Annotated in this window: 12 protein-coding genes; 4 read left to right on the top strand and 8 right to left on the bottom strand. The window is 73.5% G+C overall.

What is annotated here, in order from left to right; genetic code table 11:
* Positions 1-9: 9 nt before the first annotated feature.
* The gene (locus QWU11_RS28040) at positions 10-1,428 is read left to right on the top strand and encodes an ABC transporter permease (protein ID WP_290117433.1); all 1,419 of its coding nucleotides are present in this window, start codon (positions 10-12) and stop codon (positions 1,426-1,428) included.
* Between the two features lie 893 nt (positions 1,429-2,321).
* Here QWU11_RS28040 and QWU11_RS28035 read toward each other — a convergent pair.
* Genes QWU11_RS28035 through QWU11_RS28020 form a run of 4 tightly spaced genes read right to left on the bottom strand, consistent with a single transcriptional unit; the run spans position 2,322 to position 5,869 of the window.
* Positions 2,322-3,530, bottom strand: coding sequence for an ABC transporter permease (locus tag QWU11_RS28035; protein ID WP_290117432.1), 1,209 nt, complete (start codon positions 3,528-3,530; stop codon positions 2,322-2,324).
* The gene (locus QWU11_RS28030) at positions 3,523-4,233 is read right to left on the bottom strand and encodes an ABC transporter ATP-binding protein (protein WP_290117431.1); all 711 of its coding nucleotides are present in this window, start codon (positions 4,231-4,233) and stop codon (positions 3,523-3,525) included. Before QWU11_RS28030 ends, QWU11_RS28035 begins: the two co-directional genes overlap by 8 nt.
* A complete protein-coding gene (locus QWU11_RS28025) occupies positions 4,230-5,363 on the bottom strand; it encodes a peptidoglycan-binding protein (RefSeq protein WP_290117430.1) in 1,134 nt (377 codons plus the stop codon). Before QWU11_RS28025 ends, QWU11_RS28030 begins: the two co-directional genes overlap by 4 nt.
* The gene (locus tag QWU11_RS28020) at positions 5,360-5,869 is read right to left on the bottom strand and encodes a hypothetical protein (protein ID WP_290117429.1); all 510 of its coding nucleotides are present in this window, start codon (positions 5,867-5,869) and stop codon (positions 5,360-5,362) included. The genes QWU11_RS28025 and QWU11_RS28020 overlap by 4 nt, the downstream gene beginning before the upstream one ends.
* Before the next feature lie 130 nt (positions 5,870-5,999).
* On the opposite strand from QWU11_RS28020, the gene QWU11_RS28015 reads away from it, so the two are divergent.
* Positions 6,000-6,653, top strand: a complete 654-nt coding sequence (locus tag QWU11_RS28015) for a response regulator transcription factor (RefSeq protein WP_290117428.1) — start codon at positions 6,000-6,002, stop codon at positions 6,651-6,653.
* 7 nt (positions 6,654-6,660) lie between these two features.
* On the opposite strand, the gene QWU11_RS28010 is transcribed toward QWU11_RS28015, so the two are convergent.
* The 3 genes from QWU11_RS28010 to QWU11_RS28000 are packed head-to-tail and all read right to left on the bottom strand — an operon-like array spanning position 6,661 to position 9,467.
* Positions 6,661-7,647, bottom strand: a complete 987-nt coding sequence (locus QWU11_RS28010) for an alcohol dehydrogenase catalytic domain-containing protein (RefSeq protein ID WP_290117427.1) — start codon at positions 7,645-7,647, stop codon at positions 6,661-6,663.
* 15 nt (positions 7,648-7,662) lie between these two features.
* Positions 7,663-8,676, bottom strand: a complete 1,014-nt coding sequence (locus QWU11_RS28005) for an alcohol dehydrogenase catalytic domain-containing protein (protein ID WP_290117426.1) — start codon at positions 8,674-8,676, stop codon at positions 7,663-7,665.
* Between the two features lie 2 nt (positions 8,677-8,678).
* On the bottom strand, positions 8,679-9,467 hold the full coding sequence (locus tag QWU11_RS28000; RefSeq protein WP_290117425.1) for an IclR family transcriptional regulator: 789 nt from the start codon (positions 9,465-9,467) through the stop codon (positions 8,679-8,681).
* A gap of 191 nt (positions 9,468-9,658) precedes the next feature.
* Between QWU11_RS28000 and QWU11_RS27995 the strand changes: the two genes are divergently transcribed.
* Entirely contained in the window at positions 9,659-11,404 is a 1,746-nt protein-coding gene (locus QWU11_RS27995; protein ID WP_290117424.1) for a hypothetical protein, read from the top strand.
* A gap of 41 nt (positions 11,405-11,445) precedes the next feature.
* On the opposite strand, the gene QWU11_RS27990 is transcribed toward QWU11_RS27995, so the two are convergent.
* Positions 11,446-14,148 carry a glycoside hydrolase family 3 C-terminal domain-containing protein gene (locus QWU11_RS27990; protein ID WP_290117423.1) on the bottom strand — a complete coding sequence of 901 codons (2,703 nt, stop codon included), beginning with the start codon at positions 14,146-14,148 and terminating at the stop codon, positions 11,446-11,448.
* A 690-nt stretch (positions 14,149-14,838) separates the two neighbouring features.
* Here QWU11_RS27990 and QWU11_RS27985 point away from each other — a divergent pair.
* Entirely contained in the window at positions 14,839-16,029 is a 1,191-nt protein-coding gene (locus QWU11_RS27985; RefSeq protein WP_290117422.1) for a beta-1,3-glucanase family protein, read from the top strand.
* Positions 16,030-16,178 lie beyond the last annotated feature (149 nt).

The raw sequence follows: 16,178 nt of genomic DNA, 5'->3' as shown, positions 1-16,178 counted from the left end.
GGTGCCCACGTGTTCTTCCTGACGTTCCTGCGGCACGAGCTGGTACGGCGGATGCGCCAGGCGATCGTCATCTCGCTGGGGCCGGCCGTCGGCATCGGCCTGGTCATCAGCGTCGTCGCCGCGTCCGGCGGTGTGCAGAGGGCCCAGGAGAAGGTGCTGCACGCGCTGTACGGGATCGGCACGGACGTCACCGTGACCGTGGCACCGCCCAAGCCGCCCAAACTCGGCACCCCGGACGCCGCCAAGTACGCCTTCACCCCCGGCGCCGTGAGCCGGAGCCAGGACCTCCTCGGGCTCCCTCCGGGCCTCGGCGTGCTGGACGCGTCGTCGGCCGCCCAGGTGGCGCGCCTGGACGGCGTGGAGTCCGCGGCGGGAGGCCTGACCCTGATGAACACCAAGCTGGTCGTCCCCTCGCTCAAGGAGCTGGGGCCGGACGGCAAACCGCCCGCGAGCGCCATCCCGACCACCTCGACCGTCGACGGCGTCGACCTGGGCCACACCGGGCTCGGCCCGTACGCCTCCGCCGCGATCGGCTCGGGGCGCACCTTCGCCGCGTCGGACGCCGCGTCGGACGTCGCGGTGGTGGACGCGGGCTACGCGGCGGCCGAGCACATCGGCGTCGGATCGGCCGTCGTCATCAGCAAGAAGCGCTTCACGGTCATCGGTATCTGCCGTCAGCCGCAGGGCGGCGGCGCCGCCGACGTGTACGTCCCGCTGGCGCGCGCCCAGGCCCTGGCGGCGTTCCAGGGGCTGCCGAACCTGAACGGCCACGTCGACGCCGTCTATGTGAAGGCCTCCGACGCCTCCTCCATCGGGACGGTGCGCAAGGAGATCGCGGCGCTGCTGCCGGCGGCGACCGTGACGTCGTCGGCGAGCCTGGCCGACGCGGTGAGCGGCTCCCTGTCGAGCGCCGCCCGGCTCGCGAAGGAGCTCGGGAGGTGGCTGGCGATCGCCTCGCTGGCCGCGGCGTTCGCGGTGGCCAGCCTGCTGACCGTGGCCGCCGTCACCCGCCGCGTACGGGAGTTCGGCACACTCAAGGCGATGGGCTGGCGCAGCAGGCGGATCGTGGCACAGTTGATGGCCGAGGCCGTGGTCACCGGTTTCATCGGCGCGGCTCTGGGTGTCGGGATCGGGTTCGCGGGCGCGGCCCTCGTACGGGCCCTGGCACCGGACCTGTCGGCCACGGTCGCCACGAACCCGGGCTCGACGCCGCCGCAGAACGTCTCGATCAACGAGACGGGCATGCACCGCCAGATCGCCCCGGGCAGCACCCACACGATCGCCGTCCACCTGACCGCCCCGGTGACCTTGACGACGATCGCCCTGGCGGTGGCCCTGGCGGTGGCCGGAGGCCTGATCGCGGGCTCCTTCGGCGGCTGGCGCGCGGCCCGCCTACGCCCCGCGCAGGCCCTCCAGCGAACCGGGTAAGGGGTGTCCCGCCGGCGGGACACCCCCCGGGGCGACCGCCCTGTCCCGCCGGCGGGACGCGTCCGGATCTGTGACCGGTGTTCCCAGCGGTGCTGGATGGACCGCCGCCCGGGGTCGGGGCCTTTCGGCCGTCCCCGGGCCGTACGGGTGGCCTCGATGGAGGCGCCGCGACGCCCTTTGAGGCGGGCCGGGCGCGGGCGCTGAAGGCACCCAGCGTGTGGGCAGTCGATGCTGGGTGGACTGCCCGCCTAGGGTCGGGCCTTTCGTCTGAGCGCAGCGTCTCCGGGCCGTGCGGGTGGCCCTGGCGGAGAGCGCCGCGCCGCCCCGGCGCGGACCGGGCGCGGACGCTGACCGCGCCCAACGAGGCCCAACGAGGCCCAACGTGTAGGTGGCCGATGTGTGAGTGGGTGGTCGAGTATGAGCGGCGGCGAGTCCGGCGCCTGCGAGAAGCGCGAGCCCGGCGGTGCCGGTCGCGCTATGGCGGAGAAGCGGCCTGCGAAGCCACGCGCCGACAGCGAGGCACCACGCCTCTAGTCGAGCCGGCGGACCGGATGGGCGGCCCACGGCATCACGCCGCCGGCCGGTCGGCCTCGGTCCCGGTCTCGCGCGGATCCCGCTGGTGAACCTGCGCCGCGCGGACGCCGGGCCCGGCCCGCAGGCAAGGTGCGCCCAGGTGGTCGATCCGGACGACCAGCTCGCACCACCGGGCCCGAGCCGCGCGCCTCCAAGCCGGCCACCCGATCCGCGTGCCGCGCACCCCGCCAGGCCGTGCCACACCCGCCGACAAGCCGGCCGGCCGCGTGCGTCGCCGCCGGACGGCGGCGGCATCGGTCGCCCGGCCGCCGGCGACCCCCTGGCCCCGAGGCCACGGGGTTCCGGACGGGCGCTCGGCGTCAGGTGGTCGTCAGGGCCACGGTGGGGGACAGTCGGGCGGCGCGCATGGCCGGGTAGATGCCCGCGATCGTGCCGATGACCAAGGTCGCGGCCACGCCGCCGGCCAGTGCCCACGACGGTACGACCGGAGGCCAGCCGCGGTACGCCGCGAAGGCGACCGTGAACAGCGACCCCAGCAGGGCCCCGGCGACGCCGCCCAGCGCCGACAGCAGCAGCGACTCGGACAGGAACTGCGTGCGTACCTGCCCCCGCGTCGCCCCCAGCGAGCGCCGCAGGCCGATCTCGCGGCGCCGTTCGAGGACCGAGATCACCATCGTGTTGGCGACGCCGACGCCGCCCACGAGCAGCGCCACGGCGCCCAGGCCGAGCAGCAGGTTGGTGAACGCCCCGGCGGCCGCGGCCTTCGCCGCGAGGGCGTCGGAAGGACGGCTCACCTTCACCTCTTCGGGGTTCTCCGGGCTGACCGTACGGGGCAGCACGTCGCGTACGGCCTCCACCGCCTCATCCTTGGACCGCTCGTAGAGCGTCGTGGGGTGGCCGTCGAAGCCGAGGTACCGGGTGGCCGCGTCCCAGCCGACCAGCGCCGAGCGGTCGATCTCCGGGGCCAGGGGCAGGGAGTTCAGGATCCCGACCACGGTGAACCACCGGTCCGAGATCCACACCTGCGCGCCGACGCGGGTCACCCCGAGCCTGCGCGCGCTCTCCCAGCCCAGCACCACCGCCGGGTAGCGCTCGGTGGCCGCGCTCAGCCAGCTCCCGGTCCGTACCGTCCCGTCCAGCGTCGTGAGCAGCTCACCGGTGGCGGCCTGGACCGCGATCCCGCTGGTGTCCTCCACGGGGATCAGGTCGGTGCGCCGTACGGAGGTGTCGGCCTTTCCGACCGCGGAGGCCGTCGTCACCGAGCCGATGCGCCGGGCCATGGCCACCGACGTCTCGGGGAGCTTGGCGTCCGTGCCGAAGAGCGTCTGGCCGGGCTCCACGGTCAGCAGGTTGGTGCCGAGCGTGTCGAGCTGGCTCAGCAGGCGCTCCTTGCTGGAGGAGGAGATACCGATGACGGCGACCATCGTGGCGATGCCGATCGCGATGCCCAGGGCGGACAGGACGACCCGGGTCGGGCGGGCGCGGAGCCCGGAGAGGCCGACGCGGAAGACGTCTCGCGGGCCGAGCCGCGCCGGGGACAGCCGCCGGCCGTCGTAGAGGCTACTCACCACGCTCCCCCTTCGCCGCCGAAGCACCGGCCAAGCCGTCGTCGTCATCGACGATCCGGCCGTCTCGCACCCGCACCCGCCGGGGCGCCCACCCCGCCACCTCCAAGTCGTGCGTGATGACGGCGATCGTGGTCCCGGCCTCGTGCAGGTCGCGTAGCACACCGAGCACGTCCGCACCGGCCGCGGAGTCGAGGTTGCCGGTCGGCTCGTCGGCGAGCAGCAGGTCGGGTTCGCCGACCACGGCCCGCGCGACGGCGACCCGCTGCTGCTCGCCGCCGGAGAGCTGGTTCGGCCGGTGCCCTACGCGGTGGCCCAGGCCGACGCGGTCGAGGGCGGCGCGCGCTCGTTCCCGCCGCTGCTGGAGCGGCAGCCCGCCGTACAGCAGCCCGTCGGCGACGTTGTCGAGTGCGGTGACGCCGTCGGCGAGGTGGAACTGCTGGAAGACGAAGCCGAGATGCCGGGCCCGCAGCGCGGACAGCTCCCGGTCCGACAGCCTCCCGACGTCGTACCCGGCGATCTTCACGGTCCCCGCCGACGGCAGGTCGAGCGTGCCGATCAGGTGCAGCAGGGTGCTCTTGCCCGATCCGGACGGCCCGACGATGGCGGTGAGCTCCCCCGGTTCGATCACGAGGTCGACCCCGCGCAGCGCCTTGACGTTCCCCGGGTAGATCTTGGTCACGCCGGAGAGCTCGACGATGCTCATGAGCCGGCCACCCCGACCTTCATGCCCTCGCGCAGGCCGGCGCCCGTGATCTCCACGCGCCCGGCGCCGAACGTGCCCGTCCGTACCGCCACGATCCGGCTGGTGCCGCCCTCGACGACCTCGACGCCGAAGCCGCCCTCGCGGAGTGCGAGCAGCGCCTCGACCGGTACCGACAGCACGTTCTTGCTGCGATCGCGTCGCAGGTCGACCGTCACGGGCGCCTGGTCGAGACCGCCGGCGCCCTCGGCGGGGATGCTGATGTCCACGTCGATGGTGGACTTGTCGTTGTTCTGGTCAGCCGACCCGCTCGCCTTCGCGACCGTGCCGACCTTCTCGATACGTCCCTGGACCTGTTCGCCGTCGGGCATCTCGACGGTGGCCGCGGCGCCCTTCTCGGCCAGCCGCTGCTTGGTGGCGTCCAGGTCCACGTGCACGACGCGTTCGGTACCGGTCACCGTCAGCGCCGGACGCCCCGCGCCGAGCCGGTCGCCGACCTCGGCCTTCACCTCGTTGACCCGTACGGCTCCGGGCTCGAAGACCACCTGGCTCGCGTCGACGCTGCCCGTCTCGGACAGGCCCATGTCGTCCTGCCAGTCCTCGACCGCCTCGGCGGTCACGTCCGTGAACTCGTCGTCGACGGTCATGCCGTCGCCGTAACCGAGGGCCTTGAGATTCTTCTCGAGCTGCTTCACGTCACGGCCGTCGCCGACGCCCTCACTCAGCGTCCGGTAGAGCGGCAGGGACCCGTACATGAGCGCGACGGGCTTGTCCCCGACCTTGATCAGCGACTTGCCGCGCCGGATCGTGGCGCCCTCCTCCGGCGCCCAGGTGACGACGCCGGAGGCGCCGGTCGACAGGGACCGCTCGCCGGAGTAGGTCAGCTTCCCGTCGACCGACTCGGTGTCGACGACGTCCCCGCGGGCGATCGAGGCGGTCGCGGCGGGCAGCGCGTTCCGCTGCGCGGACGCTTTGGAGTCACCGCCCTGGAACACCAGGAAGACCGTCGTGCCGCCGCCGACGGCGACGGCGAGCACACCCGCCGCCACGACGTACCCGCGCCTGCCGCGCTTACCGCCCACCTCGTCGGCGGGCCGGGTATCCGTCTCCTGGAAGTCGCTCGTCGCGCTCACTTCGGGCCGCCGCCGGGGAGGAGGCTCTGACACGCCTTCTGCGCCGCCTGGAGCTTCTCCGGCGAGCCGCCCTCCCCGCCCTGCAGCATGCCGCCGCCCGAGCCGGGCTTCGGGTCCTTGATCTTCACGCCGTGCTCGCGCATGCACTGGGCGAACTTGAGCATCTGGTCCTGGGCCTTCGGGTCGTTCGGGGGCGCGATCTGCCCGCCTCCTTGCAGGAGCGGCTGGCACTTCTTGGTCGCCGCCTCGACCTTGGCCGGGTCGGCGCCGGTGTCCTGGAGACGTACGCCCTTGCCGGAGGAGGGGTCGGGGACGTTGACGCCGTTCTCCCGCATGCACTGGGCGAACTTGAGCTGGGCGTCCGTCGCGTCGGCCGTCGCGCTCGCCGAGGCCGACGCCGAGCCGCCCGCGCTCGCCACGCCGTCGCCGTCCTTCTTGCCTCCGCACGCGACAAGGCCCAATAGGGCGGGAAATACGACGATCAGCGCCATTCCGCGATTTCTCATGGTGACCTCCATGCCGCGGGCACCGTGCCCCCGGCAGGACCCACTCCACCGTCCCGGGGATTAAAACCGCATTAGCCGCCACCTGCCATTGCCGGCCCTAATATGGAGAGAGCCGGACGGAGGGGGCCTCATGCGCGTGCTCGTCGTCGAGGACGAGGAGATCCTCGCGGACACCATCGCGGACGGGCTGCGCGAGGAGGCCATGGCCGTCGACGTCGTGTACGACGGCGCGGACGCGCTCTACCGTGCGGGCTACACCGACTACGACGTGATCGTCCTCGACCGCGACCTGCCCGAGGTCCACGGCGACGACGTCTGCCGCGAACTCGTGGCGAGCCGCTCCCTGAGCCGCATCCTCATGCTCACGGCGGCGCACGAGGTGTCCCAGAAGGTCGACGGCCTGTCCCTCGGCGCCGACGACTACCTGGCCAAGCCGTTCGTCTTCGACGAGCTGGTGGCCCGGGTCCGCGCCCTGGGCCGCCGTACGGCGCCGCCGGTCCCGCCCGTGCTGGAGCGGTCGGGCGTCCGGCTCGACCCGGGCGGCCGTACGGTGACACGCGACGGCCGGCCGATAGCCCTGACCAAAAAGGAGTTCACCGTCTTGGAAGAACTCCTGCGGGCGGACGGCGGCGTGGTCAGCGCCGAGCATTTGCTGGACAAGGCCTGGGACGACAACATCGACCCATTCAGCAATATCGTACGCGTGGCCATGGCCACCCTGAGAAGGAAACTCGGCGACCCTCCAGTGATCGCCACGGTTACGGGCGTCGGATACCGCCTATAAAGGCCTTTCAGGAAAGGGAGACGAGCACCTTGGCCGCCTTCAGGGTCTGGTCGGCGAGCGCCCGGAAGGTCGCGGGTGCCTCGGCGAGGCCGACGCGGGCGTCGACCAGCGTCTCGAGTTCGGCGGCGTGTCCGGCCGCCCAGGCGGCGGTGTCGCGGAAGGCCGCCTCGTCGTAGGAGAAGCTGCCGAGCAGGCTGCGCTCCTCCGTGCTGATCGCGTACGCGGACATTTCGACGCGGGGGGCGCCCATGCCGACGAGGACGATCCGGGCGCCCTGCGCCGCGCGGCCGAGGGCGCTCTCCAGCGACGCCGACGTGCCTGCGGCGTCCACGACCACGGTCGCAAGGGGCGTACGGTCCGCCGGGGCGGCGGCCGTGAATCCCAGCCGGGCGGCGAGCGCGCGGCGTGTGGCGTCCAGCTCCAGGATCGTGATGGCGGCGGCGCCCAGGCGGCGGGCGGCCAGGGCCGCGGCCTGGCCGATCGGGCCGCCGCCGATGACCAGGACGGTGTCCCCGGCGGTCAGGCCGGCGCGCTGGACCGCATGGTAGCCGACGGCCAGCGGCTCGACGAGGCTGCCGACGTCCGGCGGCGTGCCGGGCGGGAGCGGTACGACGTTGTGCGCCGGGGCCACCATCCGCTCGGCGAACGCCGCGCTGATCTCCGGCTGGACGCCGATGACGCGCCGGTCCGGGCACCGCTGCGGGGTTCCGGCGTCGCAGGCCGGGCACCGCCGGCATCCGAGTACCGGGTTGACGGTGAGGAGGCCGCCTGCGGGATGGGTCCCCGTACGGTCCTCCAGCACGCGGGCGACGGTCTCGTGGCCCATGACCTGGCCGGGGTGCCGCCGGCCGGTCGCGCCGGTGTAGCCGTGCAGGTCCGAGCCGCAGATGCCGGTCGTGAGGATGTCGAGGAGGACGTCGCCGGGGCCGGGCTCCGGCTCGGGCCGGTCCTCGACGGTCAGGTCCCACGGTCCGTGGAACACCAGTGCGCGCATCGGTTCCTCCTCGGGTCAGCGGCGCGGATCGATGTGGATCTTCGGGGCGTGGCCCCACTCGGGGCGCCGCTCCCCGGCGAGGACGGCGGCCGCGCCCTCCAGCCCGACGGTGGCGGCGACGAGCGGGCGCGGGTCGACCGCCCCCGAGGCGTACATCTCGACGGTGCCGGCCAGCGCGCCCGAGGCGCTGAGGACGCCGACGGCGGTCACGTCCTTCAGCGCGAGCGTACGGGTGTCCACGAGGCTCGGCTCGCCGGCGAGACCGATGTAGACGACGCGGCCGCCCGGCTCGACGAGGTCGAGCGCGAGCGCGGGCAGGTCGGCGGCGTTGGAGGCGTCGACGACCGCGTCGAAGCGCAGGCCGGGGAGCGTACGGGCCGTCCAGGCGTGGCCGAGGCCGAGCGAGCGCGCGAAGTCCAGCGCCGGGCCGGGCAGCCCGAGCAGGTGCACCTCGGCGCCCTGGGCGGCGGCGATCCGCGCGACGAGGAGCCCGATCGTGCCGGGGCCGAGTACGAGCAGCCGCTCGCCGGGGGAGAGCCGGGCGCCGCGTACGGCACGCAGCGCGTTCCCGCCGGGTTCGACGAGCGCGCCGAGCTCCGCGTCGACCGTGTCCGGGAGCGGCTGCAGGGCGCCGACGGGCACCGGGAGCCGTTCGGCGAGCGCGCCGGGCCGGCCGCTACGGATCCCGATCTCGTGCCGGTCCGCGCAGAGGTACCCGCGCCCGCCGGCGCAGCGTGCGCAGGCACCGCAGCCGAGCATCGTGTCGCCGGTCACGCGGCGGCCGAGCCAGGAGGGGTCGACGCCCGCACCGGTCTCGGCCACGACGCCGCTCCATTCGTGGCCGATGCGGATCGGGTACGCGGCCTGGCCACTGTGGAGGTAGGCCATCGTGCCGGCGAAGAACTCGGCGTCCGTACCGCAGACCCCGGCGCGCTCGACCTGGACCACGACCTCACCCGCGCCGGGTTCGGGCGGGGCGACGTCGAGGACCTCGGCCGCCCCGGGCCCGGTGATGACGAACGCGCGCATGCTCACCCCTCGTACGCCCTCACCACGAGTTCGCCCATCACCGCGACGTCCTCCACGAGCCGGGCCAGGGGCGTGCGGTACGCCGGCGCGGACACGCTCACCGCGCCCGACGGCACGGTCGGTGAGGTGAGGAAGACGGGGACGGCGACGCAGACGATGCCGGGTTCGTTCTCCTGGTCGTCGGTGGCGTAACCCCGCTCCCGGATCGAGCACAACTCCTCATGGAGCGCTTCGGCGCTGGTCAGGGTGCTGGGCGTACGGCGCCGGAGCTCCCAGAGACCCGCCCACGCGCGCACGGTGGCGAGGTCGCCGGGCAGGGCGTAGGACAACAGCAGCTTGCCGACGCCCGTGCAGTGCGCCGGGTTCCGCCCGCCGACCGTGGAGGTGAGGCGGACCGCGCCGCTCGGCGGGTCGGCCTTGGACCGGTAGACGACCGTGCCGCCGTCGAGCACGGCGTAGTGTGCGGTCTCGCCGTAGCGCGCGGCCAGCGCCCGCAGCGCCGGATGGATCCGTACGTGGTCGGGCCGCGCCTCGTGGTGGGCGAACGCCAGCCGCAGGAACTCCTCCCCCAGGACGTAGCGGCCCCGGCCGTCCTGGCCGGCGAAGCCCGCCCGGCGCAGCGAGGCCAGCGCGCGGTGCACGGTCGGTTTCGGGCTCGCCACCGCCCGGGCCATCTCGTCCAGCCCGATGCCTTCGGGATGGCGGGCGAGCTCGGCCAGGATCGCCAGCACCCGGTCGGCACCGACGAGCCGGTCCGCGGGGTTCTGCCGTACGGGCGAGGTCGTGTCCATGGCGTTCCGAATGGTAGATCGATGTTTGAATAATCGGAAGACGGAGGGTATCGACCGTACGCCATGGTCTGACGGGCCATATCACCCGTCCCTGGACTCCCTCCAGTAACCCGGGGGTGGGGCTCTCACTCTCGGCGGACGGCACAATGTTCCCCGTCTGATGACGAACGGCCGACGAGAAAGGACCGTGCATGAAGTGCCCGGCGTGCGAGAACGACGTCCCCTCAGGCCGGTCCGCCTGCGCACAGTGCGGTACACCGCTCCCGTCTGCGGGAGAACGGCCCGGTCCCGAGTCGCCCTTCGCCGCCGGCTCGCCGATGGGCCCGCAGGCCGGCCCGCAGAACCCGAAGACCGAGCCGCTCCCGATCCCCGTCTGGGACGAGGACGACGAACACCCCTCGGGCACGACCGGGGAGCGCCCCTGGCAGGCGAGCCCGCAACAGCCTCCGGCCGCCGCCCCTTCCTGGGACGGAGACGCGGAACAGTCCCCCGGTGGCCGGCCGGGCGCGGATCAGCCCTGGGCCACGGCCGGGGAACAGCACTGGAGTACGAGCGCGGAACGGTCCTGGGACGTGCCGCCGGACCGGTACACGGCGCCGGAGGCGGACGCCGCGCCGTCCGACCCCGGCCCCGCGCCCCAGAACTTCGGCACTCCGCCCCCGCGCCCCCGGCCGCTCGAAGGGGAGGCCGCCGCCCCGGACCAGGCCGAACCACCGTCGCATGAGCGCCCCTGGTCCCGGTGGGACCTGGACGCGCCGGACCCGGTCGACTTCGCCGCCCAGTCCCCCGACAGCTCCTGGCCGAAGCCGCCGGAGAACGACCCGCCCGCCTGGGGGTCGGGCACCACGGGAACCGGCTCCCCCGCGCAGTCCTCCACGTGGTCCAGCCCGCCGGAAAGCGACCCGCCCGCCTGGGGATCGAGCACCGCGGGCGCGGACTCCTCATCCCGCGCCCCGTGGCCGAGCCCGCCCGAGAAGCCTCCATCCATCTGGGAGCCGAACACCACCGGAGGCGACTCCTCCGCGCAGGCCCCCACGTGGTCGAGCCCGCCGCCCTCGGACACGCCCGACCCCGCGAACCAGCAGCTCGGCGCCCCGTGGCCGGACGTTCCGCCCGTACAGGAGCCCGGCGGCTGGAGCGCGGCCGGCTCCGCCGCGGACAACTCCACCCGGCATCTCGGCAACCCCTGGTCGCGCCCGCCGGCCGGCGACCCACCGGCCTGGGGGTCGAGCCCCCCGGCCGGGGACCCGGCCACCCAGAACCTCGGCACCTCGTGGCCGGACCCGCCGCCCGCGCAGGACATCGGAGAGTGGGACCGGGACCTTTCCCCGTTGCCCGGCGCGAGTGACCGTACGGAGAAGAACCGCAAGGTGCCGCTGCTGATCGTCGGCATCGCGGCCGTGGTCGTGCTCGGCGGCGGCGGTCTCGTCTACGCCCTGACGCAGGGCTCGGACTCCACGGCGCAGACGCCCGGCGGGAAACCGGCCGCCGGGGGCGCCGCGCAGCAGGCCGCCGCCGTCAACCGGATCCTGAAGTCCGGCAGGACGGCGCGCGGTCACCTGCCCGGCCGCCTGCGGACCTGCAACGACGTGTCCACGGGCGTGTCAGGGTTCCAGCAGGTCGTCAAGGACCGGCAGCAGGAGCTCTCCCAGTCCAAGCAGCTCACGGTCGACCAGCTGAAGAACGGCACCCGCCTGCGCCGGTCGATGATCTCCGCGTACCAGAACTCCCTCAACGCCGACCAGGCCTACCTCGCGTGGGCGCAGGAGGTACAGGCGCGGAACTGCGGCGGCCGGATCGCACCGCTCACGGCGCACTACAGGAACGCCATCACGGCCAACGGCAAGGCCGGCCCCGCCAAGCGCCTGGTGGTCGGGCTCTGGAGGCCGATCGCGAACACCCACGGCCTGCCCACCTACGCGTGGAACCGCCTCTGACCGAGCCCGGCCCGGGAGACCGGAAGGCCTCCCGGGCGCGGTCAGCGGACCCGTACGACGGCGGTAAGCGGCAGGTCGGTGGCGGAGGAACCCGCGTACACCGTCCGGCCGCCCGTGCCGCGCACCCAGCGCTCGCCGGAGACCGACCACGCGTCCAGTTCGCGGGAGGCCACGTGGAGGGAGACCGTACGCGCCGCGCCCGGCCGTAGCTCGACCCGGTCGAACTGCACCAGCTTCCGCTCGACCTGCTGGATGCTCGCGGGCAGGCCGGGCGAGGGCCCCAGGTAGACCTGCGGCACGGCCGCGCCCGTACGGCGCCCGGTGTTGCGGACGGTGAGCCGTACGTCCAGCCCTCCGTCACGGGCGGCGGTCGCCGTCAGGCCGGAGTAGCCGAACGTGGTATAGGACAGGCCGTACCCGAACGGGAACCGCGGCGCGACGCCCTGGTCGGTGTACCACCGGTAGCCCGACTCGAGCCCCTCCGACCAGGTGATCTTGCCGCCCTCGCCGACGGACCGCTCGGGGTGGCCCGTGAACGGGGTCGCGTCGGCGGGGAACGTGATGGGCAGCCTGCCGGCCGGGTCCACGCGGCCGTACAGCACGTCGGCCGTCGCCGTACCGCCCTCTTGGCCCGGGTACCACATCTCCACGACGCCCTTCACGCTGTTCAGCCAGGGCAGCTTGACCGGGCCGCCGGTGTTCAGCACCACGACCGTGTCGCGGTTGGCGGCGGCGACGGCCTGGACGAGCGCGTCCTGGTCGGCGCCGAGGCTCCCGACGTCGCCCGCCGTGGTGGTCGTGTTGGCGTCGTCGACGAAGACCACGGCGGTCCTGGCCTTTGCCGCCGCCGTGGCCGCGGCGGTGATCCCGGCCTGGACGGGCGCCCAGGAGAACCGGAACGTCGGCGTGGCGGCGGTCTCGGGCGCGGGCGTGTAGGCGATGCTGATCCGGTGCTTGCCGGGGGCGAGCTGCAGCTTGGTGCCGACGTTGGTCAGCCCGAGGTACTGCCCGTTGACGCTCGGCCCGTTCGGATAGGTGTTGGGCAGGATCGTGGACGGCTGGGTGAGCGTCTGCGCCGTCCCGTCGACGACCAGCGACGCCGTGCCGGTCGCCCCGGTGCCGGGCCCCTGCGCGAGACCGGGGTTGATCCCCTTGTTGTACCCGGAGGTGTTGCCGGAGGCGGTGCCGATCGGCCGCTGCAGCCACAGGTCGTACGCGTCGGCCTTGGGCACGTCGAGGTAGCCGTCCCAGGTGTAGGCGTTGCCGCGCGTCAGGTCGGACTGCCGTCCGGCCAGCGAGGCGTCGACCTTCGTGCCGATCACGGTGCCCGCCGGGTCCTTCTCCGTACGGGTCAGGCCCGGCCTTCCGTCCGCGGTGGTCAGGGCGGCGGCCGGTACGGTCGTGCCGACGCGGTCCAGGCCGGGGGTGAGGGTGGCCCGGCCGCCGGCGATCTGCTTCACGGCGTCGTACGGGCTGATCATGTTGCGGTCGCCGTAGCCGCGCGCGCGCTCGCCGCCGGGGGCGGCGGGCAGGAGGCCGGCCGTGGGGCCGATCAGCGCGACGGTGTCCTTGCCCGTGAGCGGGAGGGCACCGTCGTTCTTCAGCAGGACCGCCGCCTGCCCGGCCAGCTCACGGCTGGTGGCGATGCCGGCCTTCTTGTCCACCGCGGCGGGAGGCTTGGGGATCGGCCTGACGCCCGTCTTGGCCTGCCTGGGGTATTTGGAGTCGTCCAGCAGCCCGAACCGCTGGTACTGGTAGAGGATCCGTGCGACCGACGCGTCGAGCGCGGTCGCGTACGCCCTGTCGTACGTGGCGGAGGCCGGGTCGACGAGCGGCTTGAGCCTGGCGGAGGTCAGGTTCGAGGTGACGAACTCCTGGTCCATGCCCGCCAGCAGGTCGCTCGTGGCCTTCGAGGCGCCGTAGTCGGAGGTCACCCAGCCCTTGAATCTCCACTGGCCCTTCAGGACTCCGTTCAGCGCGCCGCCGTTGGAGCAGGCGTAGTCGGGCTTGGACTCCATCGGCGTGATCTGGAAGGTCGCGTACGAGCACATGGCCGAGCTGACGCCGCCGTCCTTGACGGCTGCCTCGCTGGGCCGCAGGTACAGCTCGTGCGCGGTCTGCTCGTCCACGATCGAGGGCACGGCCTGGTTCTGCCCGTTGTACAGCGTGAAGTGCTTGACCTGCGACAGCAGGCCCTGCGACTGGATCCCGTTGATCTCGCGGCCGACCAGCTCGGAGGCGAGGTAGGGGTCCTCGCCGTACGTCGTCATGTTGCGGCCCCAGGTCGGCAGCCGCGCGAGGTCGACCTGTGGCCCGTACAGCACGTCCACGTCGAGCGCGCGGCCCTCGTCGCCGACGACGCGGCCGAACCGGCTCAGCGCGTCGCGGTCGAACGAGGCGGCCAGCCCCAGCCTGGTGGGGTAGGCGGTGGCGTCCTTGAAGACGTTGACGCCCTGCGCGTCGGCGTGACGTACGTCGGGCACGCCCAGCCGCGGCACGCCGGTGATGTAGCCGGCCTCACCGTGCGGGTCGGCGTCGGTGCCGGCGTGGACGAGCAGCAGCTTCTCGTCCACGGTGAGCTGCCCGACGAGCCACGTCACGGTCGCGGTCCACGGCGCGTTCGCGGCGATGGGGGGCGAGCCGCCCCTACGGGGCGAGGCGGCGCCGGTACCGGCCGCCGCGAGCGACAGGCCGACGGTCAGGGCACCGATCGCGGCCAGGGTCCTGCTGGGGGAAAGGCGCATGGTCATCCCTTCGACCCGGTGGGCGGGAGACGCCTCGCCGGGTGGGTACGGGCGGCGGCCGGCACGGGTGAGCGGCGGCGTGAGGCGTGGGGAGTCGACACCGGCCCGCCCTCCTCGACGAAGCCCTCGGGGACGCCGGCCACGGGCCCGTCACGCTCGCGGACCCATGATCCACTGGCTTCGTTAGGAGGAGTAAGTCACGCGGCCGTCACCCGGTCAAGACCGCCCGCACCCGATCCACCGCCCGCCGAAGACGACCTCCGCACACGCCTTCACGTCCCGGGCGTGCCGGAGCGAGCGTGCGCGGACCGCCACGGCCGGTGGTCCCGCCCGGGCATCGGGACTCAGCGGGGTACGAGCCGCTCGCGCGGGCCGGCCCGCCCGGCCAATGCGAACCGCGTCCGTCGCGGGCCATGGCGCCTGCTCTCACCCCCGCGCCTCGCACGGTCGCCGGTCAGCCGCTGCGCGGGCCGGCGCCGGGTGGGGCACCGTGCGGGCCGCCCGAACGCTCGATCGAGGCCTCGCGTCCGGGGCGGGCCTGACGTCAGGAGCCGCGCCCGGACGTCTCATGTGTTTATTGGAAGGACTCTTGACAGTAGAGGCCGGATCCGGAACCTTACCGTCGTAACGTTTTCGTGACCTTCCCGTCAGGACAACGGCAACCGAACCGACCCCGCCAGGAGAGTTCCGTTGGTCACCCGTCGATCGTTTCTCGCTGCGGCCGGAGCGGCCGCACTCACCGTCCCCTTCGGGCACGACCTGCTCGGCAAGCCCGCCTCCGCCACGCCCGCCACGTGCGGGCTCACCCTCGCCAACCACGGGCCCACCCCGGTGAACGCCTACATCACCGGCCGCGAGCAGGGCACCGGCCGGCTGATGCTGCTGCGCGCCGACAGCACGCCGTACTACCTGGAGAACCCCTCCGCCCCGCAGACCCCGCTGCCCGTCGACTGCTCGATCCCGGTCGGCGCCGGCGGCGAGGCGAACCTCACGCTCAGGCAGATGTACGCGGCGCGCCTCTACTTCGTGAAGAACGACAAGCTCGACTTCTACGTCAACCCGGGCCCGGGGCTGGTCGAGCCGGCGTTCGCCAATCCCTCCGACGCGAACTACGGCAGGACGTGGTCGTTCGCCGAGTTCACCTACAACACCTCACAGCTCTTCGCCAACATCTCCTACGTCGACCTGCTGACCGCCCTGCCGATCGGGCTGGCCCTCGTCGGCGACTCCACGCACACCGTCGCGGCCGCCCCCGCCGGCGCGGTCGACGCCGTCGCCGACGCGCTCGTCGCGCAGAGCCAGGCGGACGGCCGGCCCTGGGACAAGCTCGTCATCCGCGACGGCGGCGGCGTCCTGCGGGTCATCGCGCCGCAGGACCACATGGCGAGCGACTCCGGCGCCTTCGCCTCGTACTGGGACGGCTATGTCGGACAGGTCTGGGACAAGTACGCCGGCACCGACCTCAGGGTCGACCTGCAGGGCGGGCGCGGTGTCCGCACCGGGCGCGTCAGCGGCGGCGTGCTCACGTTCGACGACGGAAGCACGTTCGCGCGGCCGGCCGCCAAGGACATCTTCACCTGCAACGACGGGCCGTTCGCCAACAACCCCGCCGACTCCGACAGCAAGAAGGGGCTGCTCGCGCGCATCGCCGCGGCGTTCAACCGCAGCACGATCCTGAGCAGCGCCGACCAGCCGAACGGCACCCTGGAGTCGGACTACTACAAGGCCACGACCACCAACCACTGGGCGCGCATCGTGCACGCCCACACCCCGATCGGTTACGCCTTCCCGTACGACGACGTCTGTCCCGACGGGCAGCCGGACGTCTCGGGCGCCGCCGCCGACGGAAACCCGCAGCGCCTGACCGTCGACGTCGGATAGAGCACGCCGGTCCGCGTCCGGCCCCGGCCGGACGCGGGCCCCGCCTCACGACACGGTCCCGAACAGCCCCCCTGGGCGTACCCCGCGCCCGATAGTGGATCTCCTTACCGGTCGCGGCGAGCGGGAGGCCGTCGACGAACCGGTAGACC

It is taken from the genome of Actinomadura sp. DC4 (assembly GCF_030406325.1).
GTDB lineage: Bacteria > Actinomycetota > Actinomycetes > Streptosporangiales > Streptosporangiaceae > Actinoallomurus.
The sequence above is the reverse complement of the archived record's forward strand: the minus strand, read 5'-3'. Positions and strand labels throughout refer to the sequence as shown.